The sequence below is a fragment of the Streptomyces sp. NPDC019531 genome (genome assembly GCF_044903305.1).
GTDB lineage: Bacteria > Actinomycetota > Actinomycetes > Streptomycetales > Streptomycetaceae > Streptomyces.
The window spans coordinates 128,135-154,294 of the sequence record NZ_JBJDQL010000019.1 but is presented as its reverse complement, the minus strand read 5'-3'; the positions used below and the strand labels follow the sequence as shown (position 1 = coordinate 154,294).

The 26,160-nt window shown below is 69.7% G+C and carries 22 protein-coding genes, 1 pseudogene and 1 riboswitch; of the genes and pseudogenes, 5 read left to right on the top strand and 18 right to left on the bottom strand.

The window, feature by feature from the left end; all coding sequences use genetic code 11:
• Positions 1 to 107: 107 nt before the first annotated feature.
• Positions 108 to 548 (bottom strand): SRPBCC family protein, encoded by a 441-nt coding sequence (locus ACI2L1_RS22840; RefSeq protein ID WP_404741177.1) that lies wholly within the window; start codon positions 546 to 548, stop codon positions 108 to 110.
• Positions 549 to 631: 83 nt separating this feature from the next.
• Positions 632 to 1,387 (bottom strand): metallophosphoesterase, encoded by a 756-nt coding sequence (locus ACI2L1_RS22835; RefSeq protein WP_404741183.1) that lies wholly within the window; start codon positions 1,385 to 1,387, stop codon positions 632 to 634.
• A 355-nt stretch (positions 1,388 to 1,742) separates the two neighbouring features.
• Between ACI2L1_RS22835 and ACI2L1_RS22830 the strand changes: the two genes are divergently transcribed.
• On the top strand, positions 1,743 to 3,539 hold the full coding sequence (locus ACI2L1_RS22830; protein WP_404741176.1) for an AMP-dependent synthetase/ligase: 1,797 nt from the start codon (positions 1,743 to 1,745) through the stop codon (positions 3,537 to 3,539).
• A 19-nt stretch (positions 3,540 to 3,558) separates the two neighbouring features.
• Here the strand turns inward: ACI2L1_RS22830 and ACI2L1_RS22825 are convergent, their stop codons facing one another.
• Entirely contained in the window at positions 3,559 to 5,139 is a 1,581-nt protein-coding gene (locus tag ACI2L1_RS22825) for a GMC oxidoreductase (protein WP_404741175.1), read from the bottom strand.
• 83 nt (positions 5,140 to 5,222) lie between these two features.
• Positions 5,223 to 6,365, bottom strand: a complete 1,143-nt coding sequence (locus ACI2L1_RS22820; protein WP_404741174.1) for a glycosyltransferase family 4 protein — start codon at positions 6,363 to 6,365, stop codon at positions 5,223 to 5,225.
• A gap of 120 nt (positions 6,366 to 6,485) precedes the next feature.
• Here ACI2L1_RS22820 and ACI2L1_RS22815 point away from each other — a divergent pair, with 120 nt between their 5' ends.
• A complete protein-coding gene (locus tag ACI2L1_RS22815; protein WP_404741173.1) occupies positions 6,486 to 7,727 on the top strand; it encodes a glycosyltransferase 87 family protein in 1,242 nt (413 codons plus the stop codon).
• Positions 7,728 to 7,739: 12 nt separating this feature from the next.
• Here the strand turns inward: ACI2L1_RS22815 and ACI2L1_RS22810 are convergent.
• The 6 genes and pseudogenes from ACI2L1_RS22810 to ACI2L1_RS22785 form a co-directional block, all read right to left on the bottom strand.
• Positions 7,740 to 7,982, bottom strand: a pseudogene (locus ACI2L1_RS22810) (MATE family efflux transporter); the annotation flags it as partial.
• Between the two features lie 35 nt (positions 7,983 to 8,017).
• Entirely contained in the window at positions 8,018 to 9,211 is a 1,194-nt protein-coding gene (locus ACI2L1_RS22805) for a hypothetical protein (protein ID WP_404741172.1), read from the bottom strand.
• Between the two features lie 34 nt (positions 9,212 to 9,245).
• A complete protein-coding gene (locus ACI2L1_RS22800) occupies positions 9,246 to 10,262 on the bottom strand; it encodes an NlpC/P60 family protein (RefSeq protein WP_404741171.1) in 1,017 nt (338 codons plus the stop codon).
• 188 nt (positions 10,263 to 10,450) lie between these two features.
• Complete coding sequence (locus tag ACI2L1_RS22795; protein ID WP_404741170.1) at positions 10,451 to 11,485, bottom strand: NlpC/P60 family protein; 1,035 nt, start codon at positions 11,483 to 11,485, stop codon at positions 10,451 to 10,453.
• 209 nt (positions 11,486 to 11,694) lie between these two features.
• A complete protein-coding gene (locus ACI2L1_RS22790; RefSeq protein ID WP_404741169.1) occupies positions 11,695 to 13,038 on the bottom strand; it encodes an NYN domain-containing protein in 1,344 nt (447 codons plus the stop codon).
• 33 nt (positions 13,039 to 13,071) lie between these two features.
• Positions 13,072 to 13,311 (bottom strand): hypothetical protein, encoded by a 240-nt coding sequence (locus ACI2L1_RS22785; protein ID WP_108013339.1) that lies wholly within the window; start codon positions 13,309 to 13,311, stop codon positions 13,072 to 13,074.
• 160 nt (positions 13,312 to 13,471) lie between these two features.
• On the opposite strand from ACI2L1_RS22785, the gene ACI2L1_RS22780 reads away from it, so the two are divergent.
• Both ACI2L1_RS22780 and ACI2L1_RS22775 read left to right on the top strand, forming a co-directional pair.
• Entirely contained in the window at positions 13,472 to 14,212 is a 741-nt protein-coding gene (locus ACI2L1_RS22780) for a rhomboid family intramembrane serine protease (protein WP_404741168.1), read from the top strand.
• A complete protein-coding gene (locus tag ACI2L1_RS22775; protein ID WP_020115829.1) occupies positions 14,209 to 14,490 on the top strand; it encodes an Lrp/AsnC family transcriptional regulator in 282 nt (93 codons plus the stop codon). Before ACI2L1_RS22780 ends, ACI2L1_RS22775 begins: the two co-directional genes overlap by 4 nt.
• 6 nt (positions 14,491 to 14,496) lie before the next feature.
• On the opposite strand, the gene ACI2L1_RS22770 is transcribed toward ACI2L1_RS22775, so the two are convergent.
• The 7 genes from ACI2L1_RS22770 to ACI2L1_RS22740 all read right to left on the bottom strand — a co-directional run bounded on the left by ACI2L1_RS22770 (position 14,497) and on the right by ACI2L1_RS22740 (position 24,156).
• Positions 14,497 to 16,665: a PQQ-binding-like beta-propeller repeat protein gene (locus ACI2L1_RS22770; protein WP_404741167.1), complete on the bottom strand. Its 2,169-nt coding sequence runs from the start codon at positions 16,663 to 16,665 to the stop codon at positions 14,497 to 14,499.
• Between the two features lie 68 nt (positions 16,666 to 16,733).
• A complete protein-coding gene (locus tag ACI2L1_RS22765) occupies positions 16,734 to 18,095 on the bottom strand; it encodes an aminotransferase class V-fold PLP-dependent enzyme (RefSeq protein WP_404741166.1) in 1,362 nt (453 codons plus the stop codon).
• A 130-nt stretch (positions 18,096 to 18,225) separates the two neighbouring features.
• A riboswitch (SAM riboswitch) is annotated at positions 18,226 to 18,342 on the bottom strand.
• A gap of 72 nt (positions 18,343 to 18,414) precedes the next feature.
• Positions 18,415 to 19,479: an anthranilate phosphoribosyltransferase gene (trpD, locus tag ACI2L1_RS22760; RefSeq protein WP_404741165.1), complete on the bottom strand. Its 1,065-nt coding sequence runs from the start codon at positions 19,477 to 19,479 to the stop codon at positions 18,415 to 18,417.
• Positions 19,480 to 19,979: 500 nt separating this feature from the next.
• Positions 19,980 to 21,617, bottom strand: a complete 1,638-nt coding sequence (locus ACI2L1_RS22755) for a cytochrome bc complex cytochrome b subunit (RefSeq protein ID WP_404741164.1) — start codon at positions 21,615 to 21,617, stop codon at positions 19,980 to 19,982.
• Entirely contained in the window at positions 21,614 to 22,669 is a 1,056-nt protein-coding gene (locus tag ACI2L1_RS22750; protein ID WP_404741163.1) for a Rieske 2Fe-2S domain-containing protein, read from the bottom strand. Before ACI2L1_RS22750 ends, ACI2L1_RS22755 begins: the two co-directional genes overlap by 4 nt.
• A complete protein-coding gene (locus ACI2L1_RS22745) occupies positions 22,666 to 23,475 on the bottom strand; it encodes a c-type cytochrome (RefSeq protein ID WP_123988653.1) in 810 nt (269 codons plus the stop codon). Before ACI2L1_RS22745 ends, ACI2L1_RS22750 begins: the two co-directional genes overlap by 4 nt.
• 60 nt (positions 23,476 to 23,535) lie before the next feature.
• Complete coding sequence (locus ACI2L1_RS22740; RefSeq protein ID WP_266565888.1) at positions 23,536 to 24,156, bottom strand: heme-copper oxidase subunit III; 621 nt, start codon at positions 24,154 to 24,156, stop codon at positions 23,536 to 23,538.
• Between the two features lie 145 nt (positions 24,157 to 24,301).
• On the opposite strand from ACI2L1_RS22740, the gene ACI2L1_RS22735 reads away from it, so the two are divergent.
• A complete protein-coding gene (locus ACI2L1_RS22735; protein ID WP_404741162.1) occupies positions 24,302 to 24,703 on the top strand; it encodes a hypothetical protein in 402 nt (133 codons plus the stop codon).
• Positions 24,704 to 24,798: 95 nt separating this feature from the next.
• Here the strand turns inward: ACI2L1_RS22735 and ACI2L1_RS22730 are convergent, their stop codons facing one another.
• Positions 24,799 to 26,064 carry an Ig-like domain-containing protein gene (locus ACI2L1_RS22730; RefSeq protein WP_404741161.1) on the bottom strand — a complete coding sequence of 422 codons (1,266 nt, stop codon included), beginning with the start codon at positions 26,062 to 26,064 and terminating at the stop codon, positions 24,799 to 24,801.
• Between the last annotated feature and the right edge of the window lie 96 nt (positions 26,065 to 26,160).

Below are 26,160 nucleotides of genomic sequence, written 5' to 3'. Positions count from 1 at the left end.
CCCGCGCCCCTGAGTGGGTGCAGTCACCGCATGCCCAGCTGTACCCACCTAGGGGCGCGGGGAACTGCGCGACCAGCCACGACGGATCCGCAGCCGCGACACGACCCCTACTGCCCCGACTCCACCCGCTTCTTCAACCCCGCCAGCGCCCGGTCGATGATGACCTTCTCCGCCTTGCGCTTGATCATCCCCAGCATCGGGATCTTGACGTCCACCGTCAGCAGATACGTGACCTCGGTCGATCCCGCCCCCGCCGGCTTCAGCACATACGACCCGTCCAGCGACCGCAGCATCTGGGACTTCACCAACGTCCACGACACCTCGTTGGACCCGGTCCACGTGTACCCCAGCACCTGGTCGTCCTTGATCGCCCCCGCGTCCATGACCAGCCGCACCTGCTCGGCCCGCCCGGACGCGTCCGTCGAGAGGACCTCCGCCTGCTTCACCTCGCCCGTCCAGTCCGGGTAGCGGGCGAAGTCGGCGATCACGGCCATGACGTCGGCCGGCGCAGCTTCGATCGTGATGCTCGAACTGGTGTGTTCCGCCATCGCCGTGGATCCTCCAGATAAGGTCCGGTGAGGAAGGGTGGTACGCACGTCTGTGCAGCGTGAAGGCTACCGCGCGCAGGGACTCACCATTCCAGCGCCCACGGCTTCCCGCTCCCCGCGAAGTGCCCCACGTTCACGCACTCGGTCGCCCCGATCCGCATCCGTCGTGCCAAAGGCTGGTGAACATGGCCGAACAACGAATACCGGGGACGGGTGCGCCGGATCGCCGACAGCAACGCCCGGCTCCCCCGCTCGAAGCGTCGCGCCACCGTGTCGTACACCAACTCCGGGACCTCCGGCGGGATGTGTGTGCAGAGCACGTCGACCTCGCCGACCGCCTCGATCTTCGCCGCGTACTCCTCGTCGCTGATCTCGTACGGCGTGCGCATCGGCGTTCTCAGGCCGCCGCCGACGAAGCCGAAGACCCGGCCCCCGATCTCCACCCGCTCACCGTCCAGCACGGTGGTGCCAGGCCCGGCGTACTCCGGCCAGAGCTGCGGCATATCGACATTGCCGTACGTCGCGTACGTCGGAGTCGGAAAGGCCGCGAACATCTCGGCGTACTGCTTGCGCACCGCCTTCTCGATCACGGAGGCCCGGTCGGCGCCGACCCCGCCCCACAGCCGGGCCCCGAGTGCGCGCGCCTCCTCGAAACGGCGGGCGGTGCGCAGTTCCACGATCAGGTCGGCGTTCTCCACCCCGAACAGGTCGGGGAAGATCCCGCGCGAGTGGTCGGCGTAGTCCAGGAACAGCACCAGGTCACCCAGACAGATCAGGGCGTCGGCCCCTTCGCCGGCTCTGGCCAGGTCACGGGCGTTGCCGTGGACGTCACTGACCACATGAACACGAGTTCTGCTGTTTCCGGCCGGTGTGGGTGCCATGACGATCAAGGGTAAGCGTGTGGGGCATACGTGAACAGTGGCGACGGGACCTGCGGTTACTGGCCAGTCGGCAAGCAGGTGGACTACTCTGCGCGAGAGAACCCCCCCAATCCGTGTGACGCAGCGAACATCTCGCCGGGACCCCCTGTCGAAGAAGCGATACCGGCGGGTAACGTCCGGGCAGTCCAGTCGTGCTCAGGTTTCAACCAGTGGCCGAAAACCACCGGGGAACCCGAGCGCCTGCCCGAGCCTTGGACCGCACCGTCGCATCACACAACGTCGTGGCGCCGGCGCCTTATTAGGAGCAGCAGTCTTGCGCGAGTTCAGCCTCCCGGCTTTGTACGAGGTCCCTGCGGACGGCAATCTCACCGACATCGTCCGGAGAAACGCCGCGCAGCATCCCGACGTCGCCGTCATCGCCCGCAAGGTGGGCGGCCAGTGGCAGGACGTGACGGCCACGGCCTTCCTTGCCGAGGTGCACGCCACCGCCAAGGGACTCATCGCCTCCGGCGTCCAGCCGGGCGACCGGGTCGGTCTGATGTCCCGCACCCGCTACGAGTGGACGCTGCTCGACTTCGCGATCTGGAGCGCGGGCGCTGTCACCGTGCCGGTGTACGAGACCAGTTCGCCGGAGCAGATCCAGTGGATCCTCTCCGACTCGGGCGCGACCGCCTGCGTCGTGGAGCTGGACGGTCACACCGCGGCCGTCGAGTCGGTGCGCGACCGCCTGCCCGCCCTCAAGCACATCTGGCAGATCGAGGGCGGCGGGGTCGAGGAGCTGGTCCGCACCGGCAAGGACATCAGCGACGCGGCCGTCGAGGAGCGCAGCTCGCTGGCGAAGGCCGACGACCCGGCGACCATCGTGTACACCAGTGGCACCACCGGCCGCCCCAAGGGCTGTGTGCTCACCCACCGCAGCTTCTTCGCGGAGTGCGGCAACATCGTGGAGCGGCTGCGCCCGCTGTTCCGCACCGGTGAGTGCTCGGTCCTGCTCTTCCTGCCGCTCGCGCACGTCTTCGGCAGACTCGTGCAGATCGCGCCGATGATGGCGCCGATCAAGCTGGGCATGGTCCCGGACATCAAGCAGCTCACCGACGAGCTGGCGTCCTTCCGGCCGACGCTGATCCTGGGCGTCCCGCGCGTCTTCGAGAAGGTCTACAACTCGGCGCGCGCCAAGGCGCAGGCGGACGGCAAGGGCAAGATCTTCGACAAGGCCGCCGACACGGCGATCGCCTACAGCAAGGCCCTGGACACCCCGTCGGGCCCGTCCCTCGGCCTGAAGATCAAATACAGGACCTTCGACAAACTCGTCTACAGCAAGCTGCGCGCGGTCCTCGGTGGCAAGGGCGAGTACGCCATCTCCGGCGGCGCCCCGCTCGGCGAGCGTCTCGGGCACTTCTTCCGCGGCATCGGCTTCACGGTCCTGGAGGGCTACGGCCTGACCGAGTCCTGTGCCGCGACCGCCTTCAACCCCTGGGACCGCACCAAGATCGGCACGGTCGGGCAGCCGCTGCCGGGCTCGGTGATCCGGATCGCGGACGACGGCGAGGTGCTGCTGCACGGTGAGCACCTGTTCAAGGGCTACTGGAACAACGAGGCAGCGACCGCCGAGGCGCTGACCGACGGCTGGTTCCACACCGGTGACATCGGCACCCTCGACGAGGACGGCTACCTCAGGATCACCGGTCGCAAGAAGGAGATCATCGTCACCGCGGGCGGCAAGAACGTCGCCCCGGCCGTGATCGAGGACCGCATCCGGGCGCACGCGCTGGTCGCGGAGTGCATGGTGGTGGGCGACGGGCGGCCGTTCGTGGGCGCGCTGATCACCATCGACGAGGAGTTCCTGGGCCGTTGGGCCGAGGAGCACGGCAAGCCGGCGGGTTCCACCGCGGCATCGCTGGCCGGGGACGCGGACCTGAACGCGGCGATCCAGGCCGCGATCGACGACGGCAACGCCGCGGTGTCGAAGGCGGAATCGGTGCGGAAGTTCCGCATTCTGTCCTCCCAGTTCACGGAGGAGTCGGGCCACCTGACGCCGTCGCTGAAGCTCAAGCGGAACGTGGTGGCGAAGGACTACGCGGACGACGTCGAGGCGATCTACGCGAAGTAGTACGCCTGCTGAGGGAGCGTCATGGCGCGGTGTCCTCCACGAGGACCCGCGCCATCGTGCGTTCGGCGAGCGCGGTGATGGTGACGAACGGGTTCACCCCGATGTTGCCGGGGATCAGCGAGCCGTCGGTGACGTACAGCTTTGAATAGCCCTTCACCCGGCCGTAGTTGTCGGTGGCCTTGCCCAGCACACAGCCGCCCAGCGGGTGGTAGGTGAAGTCGTCGGCGAAGACCTTGTTGCCGGAGCCGAAGAGGTCGTACCGGTAGATGGTCGAGTTGGCTGAGTTGACCCGGTCGAAGAGCTTCTTGGCCATACCGGAGGAGACCGAGCTCTGCGCGGTGCTCCAGTCGAGCCCCAACCCCCCACTCCCGTACGAGAATTTGGCGCGCTGCGGGTTCTTGGTGATCGCCAGATAGAGGCTGACCCAGTGCTCGAGTCCCGTGGGTAGAGGCGCGATCTCGGCGAAGACGGGGTTGTCGGTGTTGGCCCAGTCGTCGATGCCCATGACCGGCATGGTCGACTGGTTGGCGCCGACGGTGTCCCACAGGTGGTTGGCCCGCCCGAGCATCACGTTGCCGTTGGGCCCCCAGCCGGCCCCGACGCTCGCGTCCAGCGCCGGCAGCGTCCCCGACTGCCGTGAGCGCAGCAGGAGTTCACTCGTCCCCAGGCTGCCGCCACCGAGGAACAGATAGGTGCAGCCGTACTGCTTGGTCTCGACGACCGCGCCCGTGTAGTCGATGCGGTCGGCGCTCAGTACCCAACTGCCGTCGCTCGCCCGGCTGATGCCGGTGACCTTCTCCATGGTGTGGATGGTGACGTTGCCGGTGCCGAGCGCGGACGCCAGATACGTCTTGTCGAGGCTCTTCTTGCCGTAGTTGTTCCCGTAGATGACCTCCTGGCCGAGGGCCGACTTGGTGGCGGTGCCGGCGGCCTCGCGCTGCATGTAGCCGAAGTCGTAGACGCTGGGCACGAAGGTGGTCTTGAGACCGGTGTTGGTGGCGTGCTTCCGGGAGATCCGGGTGAACCGGTACCACTCGGTCGACTCGAACCAGGCGGGGTCGATGGTGTTGACGCCGAGCATGGCGCGGGCGCGCGGGAAGTACGTCGAGTACATCTCCGTCGCGTCCACGGTCGGGAACTGCTCGGCGAAGTAGGACTGGAGCGGGGTGACCGCCATCGAGCCGTTGACCAGGGAGCCGCCGCCGACCCCGCGGCCCACGAAGACGGACATGTCGGTGAAGTGCACCCGGTCCAGGACCCCGGGGTAGGGGTTGATGTCCTTGTTGACGACGTCCAGCCACAGGAAGGTGGCCAGCGGGGCCTCGGTGCGGGTGCGGAACCACATGGAGCGCTGGTCGGGGTTGGCGGTGTTGCAGAAGACCTTGCCGTCGGCACCGGCGGTGTTCCACAGCCGGCCCATCTCGATGACGAGGGTGCGGATGCCGGCCTGGCCGAGGCGGAGGGCGGCGACGGCGGCACCGTAGCCGGAGCCGACGACGATCGCGGGCGCGGACTCGACCGCGGCGGGCTCGTCCGCCCGGGCCGACTGGAGCCCGACGCGGGTGAAGCCGAGAGTGGCCGCCGTCTGGAGGGCGGCCATACCAAGAATCTGACGTCTAGTCAGCTGATGCTGCATCAGTTTTGCTGTCATGCGCGCAGCATCGGCGGATTATTCGCCTCCGGCTATAGCAACGTCTTCAACTTTTCTGCCAACAAATCCCACCGCCACTTCTCTTCGACCCACTCCCGCCCCCGCTCCCCCATGCGGCTCCGCAGTTCCGCGTCACCGAGGAGGACGACGATCCGCTCGGCCGCCTCTTCGACGGAACCGCCGCGCACGACCCAGCCGGTCTCGCCGTCGAGCACGGCGTCCGGGGCGCCGCCCGAGTCCCCGGCGACGACGGGCAGCCCGGTCGCGGAGGCCTCCAGATAGACGATCCCGAGCCCCTCGACGTCGAGCCCGCCCCGCCGGGTCCGGCACGGCATGGCGAAGACGTCTCCGGCGCCGTAGTGCGCGGGCAGCTCGGCCCAGGGCACGGCCCCGGTGAAGCGCACGGAGTCGGCGACCCGGGTCTCGTGGGCGAGCTTGCGCAGCTCCTTCTCGTAGGGCCCGCCGCCGACGATCAGCAGAACGGCGTCGGGCTCCTCGGCCAGGATCCGCGGCATGGCGAGGATGAGCGTGTCCTGCCCCTTTCGTGGAACCAGCCGCGAGACACACACCACCACCGGCCGGTCCGTCAGCCCCAGCCGCGCACGTACGGCGTCGCCGCCCGACCCGGGATGGAAGGTCTTCTCGTCGACCCCCGGCGGCAGCTGCACCATCCGCCCCGCGGCCTCCGGAGACAGCGCGGCGGCGATCCGCGACCGCGTGTACTCGCCGAGGTAGGTGATGGTGTCGGTCGACTCCCCGATCCGCCCCAACAGCTGCCGCGCGGCGGGCAGTTGGGCCCACCCTGCCTCGTGCCCATGGGTCGTGGCCACCAGCCGCCCGGCACCGGCCCTCCTGAGCGCGGGCGCCATGAGCCCGAGCGGCGCGGCCGCCCCGAACCACACCGACGTACAGCCGTGTTCCCGCAGCAGCCCGACGGCCTTCCGGGTCGCCCCGGGCGTCGGCAGCAGCATGGTCGTGGAGTCGCGTACGACGGTGAAGGGCTGCTCGGCGTCGAAGGCGGCGGTGGCCTCGATCCCCTCCCGGCTGCGCTTCCAGGTGGACGCGTAGACGACCAGGCGCTCGGGGTCCAGCCGCAGCGCCATGTTGTGCAGGAACGCCTGGATGCCACCGGGGCGGGGCGGGAAGTCGTTCGTCACGATCAGGGTCTTGTGCATCGCCGCAGACCCTACCGAACCGGCTGCTCACAGCCTGGCACGGTCACCTTTATGGCACCCTCACAGGAGAGCGGGACATCATGTTCTCCTCAAGGTCGCAAGAGAACGGCAGGGGATCACGTGGAGACGAAGGCCTGGCGGCGGTCCCTGACCGGACTGCTGCTGACCTGGGGCGTGACCAGGCTGTTGCTGCTGCTGTGGGTCTTCAAGGTGTACCTCTTCCCCGGCCCGGACGTCACCAGTGACGTGTCGGTCATCTACCAGGGCTGGTACGACGTCCTGCGCACCGGAACGTTCCCGCAGTCCGACGTGACCTGGCAGTATCCGCCCGCCGCGGCCCTGGCGATCCTCTCCCCGGCGCTGCTGCCCTTCCTGGAGTACACCCAGGCCTTCTTCGTCATGGCCTTCGCCGCGGACCTGGCCGTCCTCCTCCTGTTGCTGTACGCGGGGCTGCGTCCCGGACGACGGCTGCGGGGGGCCTGGGTGTGGGTGGCGGGCGTACCTCTGCTCGGCCCGACCGTCTACTCCCGCTACGACGTGATGGTGACCGCGGTGGCGGTCGCGGCCGTGCTCGCGGCGGCCCGGCATCCGAAGGTGGCGGGAGCGCTGGTGGGCTTCGGAGCGATGCTGAAGGTGTGGCCAGCGCTGATCCTGATCGGGATCCGCAGGCGCAGCGTCTGGGCCTCGGCGGCGGTGACGGCCGTGGTGATCGCCGGGCTGTTCTCGGTGGCCATGCCCGGGGCGTTCGCCTTCCTGACCTTCCAGCGGGAGCGGGGCACCGAGGTGGAGTCGCTGGGCTCGCTGGTCTTCCACATCGCCCGCCATTACGGCTGGGACGGCTCGGTCCTGCTCAACTACGGCTCGGTGGAGTTCCTCGGCCCCTGGGTGACCACCGTCAGCACGGCCGCCATCACACTGACCGGCATGGCCTTCGGAGTGCTGCTGCTGTGGCGGCTCACGGCCACCGAGTTCGAGGCGCACACGGCGGCCGACGCGGCGCTGGTGGCGGTGCTGATGTTCACCACCACCAGCCGGGTGATCAGCCCGCAGTACATGGTGTGGCTGATCGGCCTCGCCGCGGCCTGTCTGTGCTTCCGCGCCAGCCGGATGGGTGTGCCGGCCGTGCTGGTGCTGGTGGCGTGCTTCGTGACGGTCCTGGAGTTCCCGATCTGGTTCGCGGACGTCGTGGGCAGCACCCCGCTCGGCATCGGCCTCCTCCTCGTACGCAACGGCCTGCTGGTCCTGGCCACCGTCATCGGCATGCGCGAGCTGTGGCGCGAGTCGGTCCCCAAGCAGGCGCCGACGGCCCCGGTGCCGGATCGGACCGAGGCCCCCGCCCAGGAGGCCTCCGCCTCCTCCTGAATGCCGGTGCGCCCGCCGGAACAACACCAGCACGACCCCGTACTGCACCGCCATGGCCCACGCCATCGCCAGGCACACACCGGGCAGCCCGAGACCCGCGCAGCCGTACGCCGGCGCCAGCCGCACCGCCGTCCCGAGCACCGTCACCCGCGGCAGCGCCGGCGCTCCCCCACTGCCCTCGAAGACCCCGCCCAGCGCGATGAAGCAGCCCATCAGCAGCAGGTACGGCCCGACACAGCGCAGGAACAGCCCGCCGCGCGTCCTGGCCGACGCCCCGCAGAACTGCAGGATCAGTCGAGCTGATCCCGTAGGTACTCCTGCCACTCGGCGGTGAAGGTCTTCAGGTCGGTGTCGAGCACCCTCCGCAGGGCCTCCTCGACCGCCCCCAGCCGCTTCTTGCGCGCGCCCACGGACCGGTAGAACTCGCCCAGCTTCGCCTCGCTCCAGCGCTCCGCGATCATCCGGCAGGCCATCCAGCCGCTCTCGTAGGACAGCGCCAGCCCGGTCGCACTGCCCCCGAAGCCGAAGTCCGCGTCGGACGGCAACGCCGCCGGCACCCGGCCCCCGGTGACGGCCTCCGACAGCTCCGGCGCGGCCTCGGTCGGGGTGCGGCCGGTGTCGCGGTAGCCGACCCAGTCCGCGTACCCCTCGGACAGCCACAGCGGGGTCGCCGCGGTGGTCTCGGCACGGGTGGCGACATGGGTGGTCTCGTGGGTGAGCACGACCTGTCTGCCCAGGATGCCGAGGAGGGCGTACGCGTCCGGGTTGACGATGATCCGGTCCGCCGGCGCCTGTGCCGGGGCGCCCGTCTCGCCGGTGGTGACGGCGGCGATCCCGCGGTACGAGGAGGCGGGCGAGCCGAGCAGACCCGCCATTCCCTCCAGGGACTTCGGTACGAGCACGACGACGTGGCGGGACCACTTGGTGCCCCAGGCGTCCGACACGGCGGGTACGGCGCGGTCGGCCAGGTCCGCGAAGGAGTGCAGTTTCTCGACGGAGTGACCGACGCCCAGGACCATGCTGTGCGTTCCGCGCACGACGGTCACCTGGCCCTGGTCCCACAGTTGCTGCGGGGCCTTCTCGGCGGGCTTCTCACTGGCGACGTACCAGTGGTCGGACGCGTCCAGGGAGAGGGCCAGGGTGCGGGCGACGGTGACGGGGGCGCTGTCGTAGCCCTGGACCTGGTAGTGGAGTTCGGCGTCGGCGGTGGCGGTGGAGCCGGTGCGGTGCACCGCCGTGACCTTGTAGGACCAGGAGGCGAGCGGCACCGCACTGACGTCCTCGAACCAGTCCGCGGTGCCGGTCTTCGCTATGGCCGCCTTGTCTCGGTCGAGGACTGCTGTGGCTCGCTGGTCGAGGATGCGCTGGACGTCGGCCCTGGCGGCGTCGGCGGCTGTCGGCCTCCCGCCGCACGCCACCAGGGAGGCCAACAACAGGCACACCACCACGACACCGTGTTTCGACGCCTGCCTTCGACCAGCCATGTTTCCCGATCGTACGGTGCCGACGGCCGTGCGGTCAGGGGCGCGTGACCGTCGCCCCCGGCATCATGCCCACCGGGTCGTAGCGGACCGGGGCCCCGGGGTAAGGGGCGTGGATGACCTGGCCGTTGCCGACGTACATGCCGACGTGGCTGGCGTCGCCGCGGTAGGTGACCAGGTCGCCGGGCTGGGCCTGGGAGAGCGGGACTTGGCGGCCGGCGTAGCGCTGGGCCTGCGAGGTGCGCGGGAGGGAGACGCCGGCCTGGGCGTACGACCACTGCATCAGGCCCGAACAGTCGAAGCCGCTGGGCCCGTTGGCGCCCCACACATACGGCTTGCCGAGCGCGGACTGCGCGGCGGCCACTGCGGCGGCCGCCCGGCCCGAGGGCGCCACCGCACCCGAGACGTCGGGCAACTCGGCGCGACCGGAGCGGGAGGCCCGGTCGTAGGCGGCGCGCTCGTCGGACGGCAGGGAGTTGAGCAGCCCGCGGGCCCTGGCGAGCTTCCTCTCCACCGTGCGTTTGTGGGCGGCGACGGCCTTGCGGCTCTTCTCCAGTTCGCCGAGTTTCCGCGCCGCCTCGGTGCGCTCCTGGGCGAGTTCACGCATGGCCTCCTGGAGGTCCTTGAGCTCGCCCGCCTGGTGGAGGCTGATCCGGTCCAGGACGGAGGCCTTGTCGAGGTAGTCGTCCGGGTCGTCGGAGAACAGCAGCGCGAGGGAGGGGTCGAGGCCGCCGGAGCGGTACTGGGCGCCGGCCTGCGAACCGAGCGCCTCCCGCATGGAGTTGATGCGCTCCTGCTGGCGCGCGATGCCGTCCTGCGCGGTGGAGACCTCCTCGCGCAGCGAATCGGCGCGCTCGTCGGCCTTGTTGTAGGCCTCGGTGGCCTGCTCGGCCTGTTCATAGAGGCGGTCCACCTCGGCCCGGGTGTCGTCGGACGGGGCGGCAAAGGCCGGTACCGCGCCGAACGCGGCGGACGCCGCGGACAGCACGCACAGGGCGGCACCGGCGCCCCGGTTGAACCCGGACGTCTGGGCAAGGCGGCGATGGGACCCCACGGGAAGCCGCGCTCCTTCCACTGGAGGACAGGGAAACGCGGCCGACAGTAGCCCTGAGGAAGGGGCGTCTCCAAAGACCTCGGTGCGCACAAAACGTGACACCCCGCCACTGACGCAGGTCATGGGCGGGGTGTGGGGTCAGCTGGGGTTGCCGTAATTCGCCCGTTCGGGCGGTGCGGCGTTACGCGTCAGATCCGCACGCCGAACTGGAACGGCATGTTGTTGATCGACTCGTAGCGGACGACGGTGCCGGTGCGGGGGGCGTGGATGACCTGGCCGTTGCCCGCGTACAGGGCGACGTGGTGCAGGTCGCCGTAGAAGATGACCAGGTCGCCGACCTTGAGGTCGCTCATGCTGTAGATGCGGGTGCCGGCGTTGGCCTGCGCCTGCGAGGTGCGCGGGATGGTGATGCCGGCCTGGGCATAGGCCCAGGAGGTCAGGCCCGAGCAGTCGTAGGAGGCGGTGCCGGTGGCGCCGTAGACGTACGGCTTGCCGAGCTGGGTCTGGGCGGCGTTGAAGGCCGCCTGGGCCCGGCCGGAGGCCGCGGTGGCGTCACCGAGGTCCACGCGGTCGCTCGCGGAGCGGCTGGCGCGGGCGTCGGCGGCGGCGAGGGCGGCCTTCTCGGCGGCCGTCAGCGTGTTGAGGAGCTTCTGCGCCTCGGCGAGCTTGCCCTGAACGGACTTCTTCTGCTTGGCCAGTTCGGTGCGGGTGCTCGCGAGGTCCTTGAGCTTCTCGGAGGCCTCGGCACGGTCCTGGGCCAGCTCGCGCTGCTTCTCCTGGATCTTCTTCAGCGCCTCGACCTGCTGGGAGCTGAGCTGGTCCGCGGTGGACGCCTTGTCCAGGTAGTCGTCCGGGTTCGACGACAGGAAGAGCTGGAGCGAGGAGTCTATGGAGCCGGTGCGGTACTGCGCGGCGGCCGCGAGGCCCATGGAGTCCCGGAGTTCGTTCAGGTCGTCCTGGCCGCGGGCCACGTTGTCCTGGATGGTGGAGATCTCCTTCTGGAGCTTCTCCTGCTTCTCCTTGGCGCCGTTGAGCTTCTCCGTCGCCTGCTCGGCCTGCTCGTACAGCGCGTCGACCTTCGCCTTGACCTCGTCCTTGCTCGGCTTCTCGCTCGGGGCGGCGTTGGCGGCATTGGCACTGAGGGCCACTGCGGCAGCGGCTGCGGTCGTGAGCACGGTCACGCGCGTACGGCTCGGCTGCTTGGGTCGACGATGGGACGCCACGGAGGTGAACTCCTTCTTTTGAGTGATCACCCGCTCGGAGGTTCGAGCCCAGACCCTAGTGACCTTCCTGTGATCAGTTCAAATCCTCAGGAGCAAAATCTCGTCACGCCATGCATTCTTTACACATAACTCACATGCAGTGATGCGCGCTTGACGCTACGTTGCGTGACGAACTGGCTAATTCGGGCATTAAACCTGGACTTTGATGTTTAGGACAGCCGCTTCAGAAGCACCGCAGAAGCCACCGGCCGCGCCCCCGCCTTGGCGATGCCGTCGGCGACCTCGCGATCGGTCGAGGCGACGATCACCGGACGCCCGGGCGGCTCCGCGCGCACCAGCTGGCGGATCAACTCGTCGGCGGTGACACCCGGCTTGGAGAACAGCACCCGCACCCCACGCGGCGGCGCGAGCAGCACCGGCGCGGCCAGCTCGGCCCCGTCGAAGACACAGGTCACTTCTGCCCCGGTTTGTGCCGCGAGCTGCGAGAGCTGGCCGAGCAGTCTCAGGCGCTGCTTCTCCAGGGGCATCTGGGGATAGCCGGTCTTGGTGACGTTGTAGCCGTCGACCACCAAGTGCGCCTGGGGCAGCGCGAGAAGCTGGTCCAGGATCGCGGGGTCGTTCTCGGACAGCGCCCGCGCGGCGATGTCCTTCGGGGTCATACGGCCCGGTTCGACCGCGTCGACGGTCTCGGCGGGCCGTACGGAGACGGGCGGCAACGCCAGCTCCCTGCGCAGCCCTTGGGCTGCGTCCAGGACGGTGTCCAGAAGCAGCCGTACGCGCATGTCCTCGACACTGCGCCCCTCCCGGGCCGCTCTGCGCGTGGCCTCCAGGGCGGCCTCCACCTCACCGAGGCGGGACTTCAGGCGCCGGGACTCGCTCTCGGCGGCGGACACCTGGGCCTGCCCTTCGGTGCGTACGGTCTCCATCTCGCCCTGCAGCTTGCGCAGGGCCGCCTCGCCGCGCTTGACGTCACTGAGGGCCGCCCGGAGCTTGCGGTGAAGCGATTCGGCTTCCTTCTTGGCCGATTCCAGCTCGGTGCGCAGCCGCTCGGTCTCGGCGCGCGTCTGGTCGCGGGCGGCGGTGAGCTCCTCGCGCAGCCGCTCCAGCTCGGCGCGGTTCTCCTCGTCGGCCCGCTCGGCGTCCGCCCGCTGGGCCTCCTCGCCGGCCGCGGTGACCAGCTTGACCCAGCCGGTGGGCCGTAGAACATAGGCCGCGGCCGCCACGTCGAGCGGATCCGCGGCCGGGGGCGGCGCACCGGAGTCGAGGGCGCCGGACAGCTCCGGCTGGACCTCTCTGAACTTCTCCCCGATGCGCTGACGGAACAGCGGGTCGGTCTCCAGCGCGGCCGCCATCGCGTTGCCCGCGAACTTGGCCCGCCGGTTGGGGGCGAAGCGCGCGTACTGCCGCAGCTGGGCGGGCAGTTCGCCGACGGTCAGCCCGCCGAAGCCCTCCGAGACGATGTGTACGACCCTGCGCCGCACACCGTCGGGCAGCGGACGGTCGAGCACCTCGGCGGCGCCGTCGCCCGGCCCCCCGCCCGTGGTCTCCGCCATCCGTCACACCCCATTACCTGTGGGCCGCTCCGCTCAGGAGTCGGCGCCCGGCCTGTCCACGAGTTCCACCTGATCCACGGCGTTGCACCAGCGGCACCGCACCGACTCGATGGTCTCACTGACCACGTCGCGCTCCTCGACCTTGGGCTCTCCGGCCAGGTCGAGGTGGACGTACTCGACCACCTTCGACGAGCGGGTCACATCGAAGCGCGTGAGGTTGCCGCAGAGGGTGCAGCGCCACCGCGTCGAGGCGGTCGGGAGGGGAACCGTCATCGTGACTGTGCTCTTTCCTACTAGCCATTGTCAGTGACACACCGGCGTCCCGGTGCGTGTGGCTCGTAACCCTAAGGCCTGGCGGGTACTCGCCGCTCGGGCGTCCACGGCGGCGAGGCGGTCTGTGCTGCTGCGTCCCGTTACGCCATGCTTTGTGTTCATGATCAGCAACTGGAGGGTGACGGTCGGTGGAGGAAACAGGTCGCGGTGGGGGCCGGCACCGGTCACCTACGGTCTGATCGCCCTGTGCGGTCTGGTCTTCCTGGTCGGCCCCGCCTCGGGCCTCAATCCGGCGTACGGCTCCGGCGACGCGCTGCAGGCCGCCCAGCGGGCCTACTTCCACCGCTGGGGAGTGGTCCCCGCGGAGCTCTTCGAGGGCTCACCCGGCGCCGCCCTCACCCCGGCCACCGCGCTGTTCGTCCACGGCAGCTGGGTGCATCTGCTGGGCAACATGCTCTTCCTCTATGTCTTCGGGGTGATGACCGAGGAACGGATGGGGCGGATGCAGTTCCTCCTTTTCTACGTCGGCTGCGGCTACCTCGCCCTGCTGGGCTACGCGGCCGCCAACGCCGACTCCGGTCAGTCCCTGGTCGGCGCGTCCGGGGCGATCTCCGCAGTGCTCGGAGCGTTGCTGTACCTGTTCCCCCGGGCCCGCGTGACCAGTCTCCTGCCGTTCCTCTTCTTCCTGCCCCTGCGCTTCCCCGCCTGGGTCGTCCTGCCCTTCTGGGCGGCCCTGCAGTGGCTGGCGGCGGGCCGGGCGAGCGACGGGCCGGGGGTGGCCTATCTGGCGCACATCGTGGGCTTCGGCCTGGGCCTGGTCTTCGCCTGGGTACGGTTCGGCCCTGCGACTAGAGTGAAGGCCGCCCCAGCTCCGGCCCCCGAGGGAGAGAACCAGCCGTGATCACCGCGATCGTCCTCATCAAGACCAGCGTGGACCGGATCCCCGAGATCGCGGAGCGGATCGCCGCGCTGGAGTCCGTGAGCGAGGTCTTCTCCGTCACGGGCACGTACGACCTGATCGCCATGGTCCGGGTCAAGCAGCACGAGGACCTCGCCGAGGTGATCCCCGGCAGCATCAGCAAGATCCCGGGCGTGGAGGGCACGGACACCCACGTGGCGTTCCGCACGTACTCCCAGCACGACCTGGAGGCCGCGTTCGCGATCGGCCTCGACAGCTGAGCGGCCCTAGGAGTCGAGGGCGAGCACCGTGATGCCGTCGGCGGTCGCCACGTACACCCGGCCGCCCCGCACGACCGGGGAATGGGTGCCGACGGACGCACCGCCCTCGACGCGCTTCTGCCACACCTGTTTGCCCTTGCGGTTCACGCCGTAGAGCGTCGAGCCACGGCGTACGTAGGCGGTGTCGCCGGAGATCACCGGGTCGCTGTACTGGCTTCCCTCGTCGGTGAACTGGAAGGACCACGCCGTCGATCCGTCGACGGGGTCCAGGGCGACGAGTTCGTAGTCGGACGCGGTGACGCCGAGGCCGCCGAAGGCCACGCAGGTGAAGTAACGGCTGCCGTACACCTTGTCGTTGGTCGAGTCCCACAGCCGCTTGCCCGCGCGGCTGATGCCGTGCAGCATCCGCTCGCCGCCCGATCCGACGATCAGGGTGTCACCGACCGGCGCGGGCCGCCCGGTGTCGAGACCGGCCGGGGTCGCCCAGAGCCGCTTGCCGGTCTTGGCGTCCAGGGCCTGCACCTGGTCCCCGAAGGTGCCGACGTACACCACCCCGCCCGACACCAGGGGCTCACTGGTGGGTGCCGCCCCGGTCGGCGTGGACCAGCGCACGCTGCCGTCGGGGGCGTAGGCCCGCACCCCGCCCGCGTCCGAGCCGTTGCCGTAGGACACCAGGACCAGTCGTCCCGAGGCCACCAGGAACTGGCTGTTCGCGGCGAACGCCTTCGTCCAGCGGACCTTGCCGCGCGGGCCCAGCGCGCACAGCTTGGAGGCGCCCTCCTGGCCGTCCTCCAGCAGGCAGTACACGCCGTCGACGGTGGCGAGCGGGGACATGGCCTCGGCGCCCAGCGCGGTCCGCCAGACGGTCCGCCCGTCCAGGTCCAGGGCGTGCAGCGAGCCGTCCGCGCCGCCGACGTACACCCGCGTGCCGTCGGGCGAGACGGCGGCGCAAGGGCCGCGCCGTCCGCCGAGCCCCTCCACCTCGTACTTCCAGCCCACCTCGGCCGTCGCGGACGCCCCGCTCGCGGTCGAGCCGGTCGGTCCCTGCACGGCCCGTCCCGGACCGGTGGAGGAAGCGGAGGAAGCTGAGGTGCCCCGCAGCAGCCACCAGCCCAGACCACCGGCGCCCATCGCCCCCGCACCGCCGACCCAGGCGGCCAGGATCCGCCGCCGCGAGGGCTGCGGAGGCGGGGCGGCGACGGCGGCCGCGGGCACGTCGGTGACCGTCATGGGCGCCATGTACTCCACCCCGCTGAGCCGCTCCCCCGACCCGTGTTCCGGCACCCAGCGCGCGTCGCCACCGACGGCCACGGTCGGCGTCCCTCCGGAGAACCACCCCTCGCGCAGTCCTTCACGGAGCGAGCCCGCGGTGTGTCCCACGGCCGCGACCAGTTCGGCGGGCGTCGGCCGCGCCCCGGGGTCGTCCCGCAGACACGCCTCCACCAGCGCCAGCTGTTCCTTCGGTACAGCGGACAGGTCGACGTCCCCGGTCAGGATCCGCAGCAGTACGACCGAGTCCTGCCCCTCGCCGAACGGTTCCTTCCCGCCGGACGCGTACGCGAGGACCGCCCCCAGTGAGAACACGTCACTGGACGGCACCACCTGGGCGCCGTTGCGGATCTGCTCGGGCGAGAGATAGCCGACCGACCCGACGACCACCCCGGTCCGGGTGAGCGCGGTGCCTTCCAGGGCCCTGACGATCCCGAAGTCGATGACCCGGGGCCCGTCCGGCGCGAGCAGGATGTTGGAGGGCTTGAGGTCCCGGTGGACCAGTCCCTTGGCATGGATCGCGGCGAGCGCCTCGGCGAGCGCGGCGGCCAGCAGCCGTACCGCGTCCGCGGACAGCGGGCCCCGGTCGAGCACCGCGTCCCGCAGGTTGGGGCCCGCCACGAACTCGCTGGCCATCCACGGCCGCGCGGCCTCGGTGTCCGCGTCCACGACCCGCGCGGTGTACGTCCCGGCCCCGCCGACGGTCTGCGCGGCCCGTACCTCGTGCCGGAACCGGGCGCGGAAGGTGCGGTCCTCGGCGTGCTCGGCCCGTACGACCTTCACGGCCAGCCGCAGCCCGCCCCGCGCCTCGGCGAGATACACCTCGCCCATCCCGCCGGACCCGAGTCTGCCCAGGACCTCGTACGGCCCGATGGTCCGCGGGTCCGTCTCGCGCAGCTCCTGCACCCCGTGTTCCCCCCTGCCTCCGTACGGCTGCCGGGATCGAGCGTATACGCGGGGTGGACGTCGGTACGTCAGACGGCCGGGACGCAGCGGCCGTCCTCGGTGCGGTACGTCCACTTCGCACCGTCCGCGACCAGTTCCTTCACGGCCCGCACGAACCGCTCGACGTGCTCGTCCGGCGTGCCCGCGCCGAAGCTCACCCGGATCGCGTTGAGGGACTTCTCGCCGGGCGCGGCCTCGGGTGCGCCGCACTCGCCCTGGGACTGCGGGTCGCTGCCGAGCAGGGTGCGGACGAGGGGGTGGGCGCAGAACAGGCCGTCGCGGACGCCGATGCCGTACTCGGCGGAGAGCGCGGCGGCGAAGTGGGAGCTGTTCCAGCCCTCGACGACGAAGGAGATCACGCCGACGCGGGGGGCGTCGTCGCCGAAGAGGGACAGGACGCGGACCTCGGGGACCTCCGCGAGGCCTTCGCGGACCTTGGAGATCAGGTGCCGCTCGCGGGCGACCAGGGTGTCGAAGCCCGCCTCGGTGAGGGCCTTGCAGGCGGAGGCGATGGAGTAGGCGCCGATGACGTTGGGGGAACCGGCCTCGTGGCGTGCGGCGCTGTCGTGCCACTCCACGTCCACTCCCCCGTCCTCGCGCCGCGTGACCTTGCGGCTGGCGCCTCCGCCCGCCAAGTACGGCTGAGCCTGGCGCAGCCAGTCGGCGCGGCCGGCCAGGACGCCGGAGCCGAAGGGGGCGTAGAGCTTGTGGCCCGAGAAGGCGACCCAGTCGACATCGAGGTCACGGACGCTCACCGGGTGGTGCGGGGCGAGCTGGGCCGCGTCGAGGACGATCCGGGCGCCGTGCGCGTGGGCCGCCGCCGACAGTTCGCGGACCGGCCACAGCTCTCCGGTGACGTTGGAGGCGCCGGTGACGCAGACCAGGGCCGGGCCCTGGGGGTCACGGTCGGCGAGGGCCTTCTCCAGGGTCTCGACGGCCTGGCGCGGGGTGCGCGGGGCGTCGAGGTAGGTGACCCTGGCGTCCTGCCAGGGCAGCAGGCTCGCGTGATGCTCGGTCTCGAAGACGAAGACCTGGCAGTCGGCGGGGAGGGCGGCGGCGAGAAGGTTCAGCGCGTCGGTGGTCGACCGGGTGAAGATCAGCTGGTCGTCGTCCCGGCAGTCGAGGAACTCGGTGACGGTCCTGCGGGCGTTCTCGAAGAGGTCGGTCGACAGCTGAGAGAGGTAGCCGGCCCCGCGGTGGACGCTGCCGTAGTAGGGCGCATAGGCCGCCACGTCGTCCCAGACGCGCTGGAGGGCGGGGGCGCTGGCCGCGTAGTCGAGGGCCGCGTAGGTGACCTCGCCGCCGGTGACGAGCGGGACGGTGACATCCCGGCCCAGAACGGGCAGGTGGGCACAAATGGTCTGGGCGGAGGCAGCAGTGGAGACAGACATGGGGGGGCTCCCGTGAAGGCACTCAGGTGAAAGAGAAGAAGGGTGTGCGGAGGCGGGGCTCGGCGCCCTATCGCATTCGCTTGCTCACGGAAGACTCCCTCGAACGACCAGGACCCCTGGTTTCGAGAGGGGCCCGCGCTTGCCGTGAACCTCGCTGCTCACGGCCTGGTCTTCACCCGGGGCACCCCGCCACGGACGGAGGGTTGCCGGACAGTCGGCCGGGGCCTCATGACTGTCACTCATGACCTGGTACAGGAACGTACGTGAAGTGATCGCGGTCCCGCAACTCGTGTCCGAACTGCGGGACCGCGACCGCCTGCTACGCGTTGCTCGCGGCCACCCAGCGCGCCAGCGCCCGCTTCGCCGACCCCGAGTCGATCGACTCCGCGGCCCTGGCCATACCGGCCCGCAGCTGCTCGGCCAGCGTCCCGGTGCCGGGGTCCAGGGCGACCAGCGCGGCCGCCGAGTTCAGGAGTACGGCGTCCCGCACCGGGCCCGTCTCGCCGTCCAGGAGCCGCCGCGCGACCTCGGCGTTGTACGCGGGGTCACCGCCCCGCAGCGCCTCCACCGGCACCAGTTCGATGCCGACGTCCCTGGGGTCGAAGCTCTCCTCGGTGACCTTGCCGTCGCGGACGATCCAGACCCGGGAGGTCGACGTGGTCGTCAGCTCGTCGAGGCCGTCGTCACCGCGGAAGACCAGGGAGGAGTTGCCGCGCTCGGCGAAGACGCCCGCGACGATCGGTGCCATGCGGGGATCGGCCACCCCGACCGCCTGGGCCCGGACCCGGGCCGGATTGGTCAGCGGACCGAGGACGTTGAACACCGTACGGATGCCCAACTGGCCGCGAGCGGCGCCCACATGACGTAGCGCCGGGTGGAACTTGATCGCGAAACAGAAGGTGATCCCGGCCTCATCGGCCACCTCGGCCACCCGCTGCGGGGTCAGCTCCAGGTTGACGCCGAGCTTCTCCAGGACGTCCGAGGCACCGGAGGCCGAGGAGGCGGCCCGGTTGCCGTGCTTGACGACCTTGGCGCCGGTGCCGGCGATGACGATCGAGGACATCGTGGAGATGTTCACCGTCTTCGCGCCGTCGCCGCCGGTGCCGACGATGTCGACGGTCGGGCCCGACACCTCGATCACGTTCGCGTGCTCGTACATCGCCCGGACCAGACCGGTGATCTCCTCGACGGTCTCGCCCTTGGCCCGCAGCGCCACCACGAACCCGGCGATCTGGGCGTCGGTGGCCTCGCCGCGCATGATCCGGTCCAGCGCCCAGAACGTGGCGTCGGCCTCCTGGTCACGGCCGGACAGCAGACCGTTCAGCACCTCGGGCCAGGAACGGCCCGCCGCGATGTCGCCTCCAGCGGGGGTCACAGCGCTCATGGGGCCGCTCCAGATGTCGTAGAAAAGTGTGCCCACACCCTATCCAGCCCGCAGCACGGCGCAGGGCCCCGTCCGGTGTTCGGACGGGGCCCTGCGCCTGAGGACCGCAAGCCGCCGACGGCGAGCAGGGGCCGGGGTGGGGGGTGTCCGCCCGCAGCGGCCGGCGTCCGTTATCCAGCACATCGTGAACAACCCACCCCCCCGCCCCGGGGGGGGCGCCCCCCCCCCCCCCCCCCCCCCCCCCACCCCCCCCCCCCCCCCCCCCCCCCCCCCCCCCCCCCCCCCCCCCCCCCCCCCCCCCCCCCCCGCCCCCGACTCCAAACCACACCACACGCGCTACGCAAGCCCCCACCGAGGCCGCACAGGCCGCCGCAGGCATCAGGGGCGCGGGGAACTGCGCAAAAACGCCCGCCCCCACCGAGCCCGCACTCCACGGCACGGCGAAGGGCCCGTCCGGTGTGTCGGACGGGCCCTTCTACCGCGCGTGGCGAGCGCAGCGATCAGTGGTGGCCGTGGCCGCTCGTGATCTCCTTGTACTCCTCGACGGTGGGCTTGGCGATCTGGGACTCCTCGCCGTAGTACGACTCGCTGAGCTTGGCGCGCAGCTTCTCGGAGCCCTTGATCTTGCGCTCGACGCCGTTCTCGTCGACCGCGGGGCCGATCTGGGCCGGCTCGTACTGGTCGTGCGCCGTGAGCGTGTGCAGCTGCTCCTGGCTGAGCGGCTCGTGCACCTCGATGAACTCACCGTGCGGCAGGCGCTTGATGATGCCGGACTCGCGGCCGTGCAGCACCTTGTCCTTGTCGCGGCGCTGGAGGCCGAGGCAGATCCGCTTGGTGGCGACGAACGCGAGGACCGGGGCGGCGAAGAACGCGACCCGGACGAACCAGGTGATGGCGTTGATCGACAGGTGGAAGTGGGTGGCCCAGAGGTCGTTTCCACCACCGATCAGCAGCACCATGTACCAGGTGATCCACGCGACGCCGAAGGCCGTACGCGTCGGGGCGTTGCGCGGGCGGTCCAGGATGTGGTGCTCGCGCTTGTCGCCGGTGACCCAGGACTCGATGAACGGGTAGACCGCGATCGCGACCAGGACCAGCGGGAAGACGACCAGCGGGATGAACACGCCCAGGACGAGCGTGTGACCCCAGAAGTTGATCTCCCAGCCCGGCATGACACGGATCAGGCCTTCGGAGAAGCCCATGTACCAGTCCGGCTGGGCGCCCGTGGACACCTGGTCGGGACGGTAGGGGCCCATCGACCAGATCGGGTTGATGGAGGCGATCGCCGCGATGGCCGCGATGACACCGAAGACCAGGAAGAAGAAGCCTCCGGCCTTGGCCATGTAGACCGGCAGCAGCGGCATGCCGACGACGTTGTTGTTGGACTTGCCGGGGCCCGCGAACTGCGTGTGCTTGTGGTAGAAGACCAGGATCAGGTGGCCGACCACCAGACCGAGCATGATGCCCGGCAGCAGCAGGACGTGGATCGAGTAGAAGCGGGCCACGAAGTCGCCGCCCGGGAACTCTCCGCCGAACAGGAAGAACGACATGTACGTGCCGACGATCGGCACGGACAGGATCGCGCCCTCCATGAAGCGGACACCGGTGCCGGAGAGCAGGTCGTCCGGGAGCGAGTAACCGGTGAAGCCGGTGAACATGCCCAGGACGAACAGCAGGAAGCCGAACAGCCAGTTGACCTCACGCGGCTTGCGGAACGCGCCCGTGAAGAACACGCGCATCATGTGCACGAACATGCCGGCAAGGAAGATCAGCGCCGCCCAGTGGTGGATCTGCCGGATCAGCAGACCACCGCGCACATCGAAGGAGATGTGCATGGTCGAGTTGAACGCCTCGGACATCAGCTGTCCCTGCAGCGGGACGTAGCTGCCGTGGTACTCCACCTCGTTCATCGACGGGTGAAAGAACAGCGTCAGATACACACCCGTGAGGATGATGATGATGAAGCTGTAGAGGCAGACCTCACCCAACATGAACGACCAGTGGTCGGGGAAGATCTTGCGCATGTTGGACTTGGCCAGGGAGTAGATCCCAAGCCGTCCGTCGGCCCAGTCGGCGACGCGCTCGCCGGCCGGTGCCTTCCCGCGGGCGCGGGACTCGGTGGACTCTGTAGTGCTCATCCGCGCTCCCAGAATGCAGGACCGACGGGCTCCTCGAAGTCGCCGAGCGCTTGAAGGTAGCCCTCGTCGTTCACACCGATGCGCAGTTGCGGCAGGGCGTGACCGGCGGGGCCGAAGATCACCCGGGCACCGTCGGAGAGGTCGAAGGTGGACTGGTGGCAGGGGCAGAGCACGTGGTGCGTCTGCTGCTCGTACAGGGAGATCGGGCAACCGACGTGGGTGCAGATCTTCGAGTACGCGACGATTCCCTCGTGCGACCACTCGAGCTCGCGCTTGTCCTTGATGTTGTCCGGCTGGATCCGGACGATCATCAGGGCGGCCTTGGCGATCTCGGTCTGGAACTCCTCGTCGTGGTCCTCCAGGCCCTCGGGCTTGGCGAAGGTGAGGGAGCCGACCGCGACGTCGGAGGGACGCAGCGGCTGGTCGGTGTTCATGTTGACGAGCAGCAGCCCCTTGCGCCACATCGTGTGGCGGAGCTTGGTGCCCGGCAGCGGACCGAGGTCGCGCAGCAGCATGACGCCGGAGAGCGGGAACAGGGCCAGCGCGCCGAACATCGTGTTGCGGATCAGCTTGCGACGGCCGAGTGCCGACTCCTTGGCGCCCTGCTTGAAGTCCGCGTGGACCTTCTCGCGGACCTCGGGGGACGCCTCGATCGGGTGACGCTCGTCGGCGATCTCCTCGTCGGACATCAGGGTGCGGGCCCAGTGGACCGCGCCCGCGCCGATCGCGAAGAGGGCGAGACCGAGGGTCAGGCCCAGCGCGAAGTTCAGCGCGTTGATGTGCCCGATCGGGAAGACGTAGACCGACTTGTCGTGGGGGATGCCCACGTACGAGGCGATGAACCCGACGGTGGCCAGCATCGACACCGTGAACAGCATGGCCACCGTGCGCTCGGACCGCCTGGCGGCCCGCTCGTCGATGTCCTGCACCCGGTGCTCGTGGGGCGGCAGACCGGGGTCCGCGAACGGGTTCTTCTCGTCCGCGACGCCTACCGCGCCGTGCGCGTCCTGCTCTGCGGGCAGGTTCTCTTCTGGAATGTCTTGGCTACTCATGACTTCTTGGCCTTTGCGGTCCGAGCGGCGACCCAGACGGCGACTGCGATCAGCGCGCCGAGGCCGAAGATCCAGGCGAACAGGCCTTCGGAGACCGGGCCGAGACCGCCCAGCTCAAGGCCGCCGGGGCTCACGGTGTCGTCGCCGTTGACCGCGTTCAGGTACGCGATGATGTCCTTCTTGTTCTGCTCCGACAGCGTGGTGTCGGGGAACGAAGGCATGTTCTGCGGGCCGGTCTGCATGGCCTCGTAGATGTGCTTCGGGTCGACGCCCTCAAGGCTCGGCGCGAACTTGCCGTGCGTCAGCGCACCACCCTTGCCGGTGAAGTTGTGGCACTGCGTGCAGTTGTCGCGGAACAGCTCGCCGCCCTTGGCGATGTCGGCACCGTCGGGGCCGTACTGCGCCTCGGTCGGGATGCTCGGACCCGCGCCCAGCGAGGAGATGTACGCGGCCAGCTGGTCGATCTCGGCCTGCGTGTAGATGACCTTCTTGCGCGGAACCTGCGCGCCCGGCTGCTGGGCCGGCATACGGCCGGTGCCGACCTGGAAGTCGACGGCCGCGGCGCCCACGCCCACGAGGCTCGGACCGTCGGAAGAGCCCTCGCCTCCCCTGCCGTGGCAGCTGGCGCAGCCTACGGCGAAGAGCTTCTTGCCCTCGTCGATGGCCAGGGACTGGGCGGTTTCATCTGCCTTCGCCTTGTCCGCGGGGGCGAACACGGCGTACAGCCCCCCGGTGCATGCCAGCGCGAGGAGTAGGACGACGAGCGCCGCCAGCGGGTGGCGTCGTCGTGCGGAGAGCTTTTTCACGGATTACCCCGGTGTCAGGATCTTCTGCGTCGATGCTTGCGATGTCGGGAGCGGGCCCGGCTACTTGATCATGTAGATCGTGGCGAAGAGGCCGATCCAGACGACGTCGACGAAGTGCCAGTAGTAGGACACGACGATCGCCGCGGTCGCCTGTTCGTGGGTGAACCTCTTGGCCGCGTAGGTACGCCCGAGAACGAACAGGAACGCGATGAGGCCGCCCGTCACGTGCATGCCGTGGAAGCCGGTGGTCAGGTAGAACACCGAGCCGTACGGGTCGGAGGAGAGCGAGAGCCCGTCCTTCTTCACCAGCTCCGTGTACTCGAAGATCTGACCGCCGATGAAGATCGCGCCCATGATGAAGGTGATGATGAACCAGCCCCGGAGCTTCTTCACGTCACCGCGCTCGGCGGCGAAGACACCGAGCTGGCAGGTGAGCGAGGAGAGCACCAGGATCGTGGTGTTCGTCGCCGAGAACGGGAAGTTCAGGCTGGACGCCATTTCCTTCCAGTGATCGGGACCCGTCACCGATCGCAGGGTGAAGTACATCGCGAAGAGGGCCGCGAAGAACATCAGCTCGGAACTCAGCCAGATGATGGTTCCGACGCTGGTGAGGTTCGGCCGGTTGACCGACGGGTGCGCGTGCCCGGTTTCTACTGTCGTTGCTGTCGCCACGACCGACATTATGTCGGTCGCTTATCCCGCCCTCACCCCGGGGGGTGCCGTTCGGAGTGTCTCCCTGCTTCATACCAGTGTTGACGTGGTGTTCAAGGGAGTAGCATCCGGGCCAACGGGCCTGTCCTTACGACGCTGACGTCACGGAGGAACAATGCAGCCGACCGCCACGGTGCTGGTCTACAGCGACGATTCCAACACCCGCGAACAGGTACGGCTCGCCTCCGGTCGGCGACCTGCTCCCGATGTCCCGTTGGTCGAGTTCCTGGAGTGCGCCACGCCTGCGGCGGTGCTGAAGGAGCTGGACAAGGGCGGGATCGACGTCTGTGTGCTGGACGGGGAGGCCGTGCCGATGGGCGGCATGGGGGTGTGCCGGCAGATCAAGGACGAGGTGTTCAACTGTCCGCCGGTGCTGGTGCTGATGGGGCGGCCGCAGGACGCCTGGCTGGCGACGTGGAGCCGGGCCGAGGCGGCGGTGACCCTGCCGGTGGATCCGGTGGAGTTCGCCTCCGCGCTGGCTTCTTTGTTGCGGGATCGGAAGGCTTTGAGCGCCTAGGAGCTCGGTCGGGCCTGGGGTAGGGCGGCTGCGGGGCCGTTGTGGCTGGTCGCGCAGTTCCCCGCGCCCCTGGGTGTGCTGCCCCTGAGGTGTCTCTAAACGCTCTGTGGCCTCAGCCTTGCCGTCTGGTCTGCGCTCGGGGCGTCCGGAGTGCCGGCCACCAGCGCGCTGCCGTCGCGCCACTTCTTCCAGGCGAGGTTCCAGTCGCCGAAGCCGTTGCCGAAGGGTTCCATCGTGTTGCCGTTCGAGTTGACGACCGTCACCACGTCGCCCTCGTGGACGGTGTCGAAGAACCACGCGGCGTTCGAGGTGCTCATACCGGTGCAGCCGTGGCTGACGTTGGCGTAGCCCTGGGAGCCGACCGACCAGGGGGCGGCGTGGACGTACTCGCCGCTCCAGGTGACGCGGGTGGCGTAGTAGACCGGCAGGTCGTACGACTCCGAGGAGCCCTCGGCGATACCGATGCTGGTGCCGCGCATACGTACGAAGTACTCCTTGCCCAGTACGACCTTGACACCGTTGCGGGTGTCGAAGCCGGGCTTTCCGGTGGTGACCGGGAGCTCCTTTATGACCTCGTTGTTCTTGTACACCGTCATCGAGTGTGACGAGGCGTCCGTCACGGCGATGATGCGGTCGCCGGTGGTCAGCTTCACGGGCTTGGCCTTGCCGCCCCAGAGCCGGTCGCCGATCTTGATGCCCTCCAGGTCGCTGCGGACCTGGATCGTGGCGTGGGCGGGCCAGTACTCCTTGGGGCGGTAGTGCAGTTCCTTGTCGTCCACCCAGTGCCAGGCGCCCGCCACGGCGGGCGTGGAGTCGACCCTGAGAGCGCGTTCGACGACCGCGCGCTGTGCCTTGTCCTTGACCGGCTTGTCCAGTTTGGCGGTGATGGGCTGGCCGACACCGTACGTGCCCGACTTGGGGCCGAAGGTGACGTTCAGGCGCTTCTTGCCGAGGGGCTTGCTGGTGTCGAAGTCGAGGACCTTGCGGCCGGGCGCCCCGTCGTCGTCCTCGGTGCTCACCCGGACCGTGTAGTGGGCGTTCGCGGCCAGCGGGGAGGTGCTGCGCCAGCGGCTGCCGTCGGCGGAGAGTTCGCCCGCCACATAGCGCCCTGTGGCGTCCGTGGCCGTGACGTCGGTGATGCGGCCGTCGTCGTCCTCGGCGGTGACCTCCAGGGGCTTGCCCGGGTCGGCCTTCTTCTTGCCGTCGCCCGAGGGGGCGTTGAAGGCGATCTGGTCCGCCGCGTCGTACGGCGTGGCCGCCAGCGGGTTCCCGTCGGACCCGCAGGCGGAGGCACTCGCGCCGAGCGCGATCACCAGCAGGGTGCAGCTGACGACGGTGCGGGTTCGCGGTGTGTGGTTCATGACTTCACGCTAGGAAGCGAAGTCAACTCTGGCACGCCGAGTGACTCGTACGAGTGATAAGTCTTGCGGCAAACGCAGGAGCCCGGACGCTCCTGA

Excerpts from the sequence above, each read along its gene's own strand:
- ACI2L1_RS22840 (WP_404741177.1), bottom strand. The coding sequence starts at position 548 with ATGGCGGAACACACCAGTTCGAGCATCACGATCGAAGCTGCGCCGGCC.
- ACI2L1_RS22825 (WP_404741175.1), bottom strand. The coding sequence starts at position 5,139 with ATGGCCGCCCTCCAGACGGCGGCCACTCTCGGCTTCACCCGCGTCGGG.
- ACI2L1_RS22820 (WP_404741174.1), bottom strand. The coding sequence starts at position 6,365 with ATGCACAAGACCCTGATCGTGACGAACGACTTCCCGCCCCGCCCCGGT.
- ACI2L1_RS22805 (WP_404741172.1), bottom strand. The coding sequence starts at position 9,211 with ATGGCTGGTCGAAGGCAGGCGTCGAAACACGGTGTCGTGGTGGTGTGC.
- ACI2L1_RS22790 (WP_404741169.1), bottom strand. The coding sequence starts at position 13,038 with ATGGCGGAGACCACGGGCGGGGGGCCGGGCGACGGCGCCGCCGAGGTG.
- ACI2L1_RS22785 (WP_108013339.1), bottom strand. The coding sequence starts at position 13,311 with ATGACGGTTCCCCTCCCGACCGCCTCGACGCGGTGGCGCTGCACCCTC.
- ACI2L1_RS22780 (WP_404741168.1), top strand. The coding sequence starts at position 13,472 with ATGATCAGCAACTGGAGGGTGACGGTCGGTGGAGGAAACAGGTCGCGG.
- ACI2L1_RS22765 (WP_404741166.1), bottom strand. The coding sequence starts at position 18,095 with ATGTCTGTCTCCACTGCTGCCTCCGCCCAGACCATTTGTGCCCACCTG.
- trpD (WP_404741165.1), bottom strand. The coding sequence starts at position 19,479 with ATGAGCGCTGTGACCCCCGCTGGAGGCGACATCGCGGCGGGCCGTTCC.
- ACI2L1_RS22755 (WP_404741164.1), bottom strand. The coding sequence starts at position 21,617 with ATGAGCACTACAGAGTCCACCGAGTCCCGCGCCCGCGGGAAGGCACCG.
- ACI2L1_RS22750 (WP_404741163.1), bottom strand. The coding sequence starts at position 22,669 with ATGAGTAGCCAAGACATTCCAGAAGAGAACCTGCCCGCAGAGCAGGAC.
- ACI2L1_RS22740 (WP_266565888.1), bottom strand. The coding sequence starts at position 24,156 with ATGTCGGTCGTGGCGACAGCAACGACAGTAGAAACCGGGCACGCGCAC.
- ACI2L1_RS22735 (WP_404741162.1), top strand. The coding sequence starts at position 24,302 with ATGCAGCCGACCGCCACGGTGCTGGTCTACAGCGACGATTCCAACACC.
- ACI2L1_RS22730 (WP_404741161.1), bottom strand. The coding sequence starts at position 26,064 with ATGAACCACACACCGCGAACCCGCACCGTCGTCAGCTGCACCCTGCTG.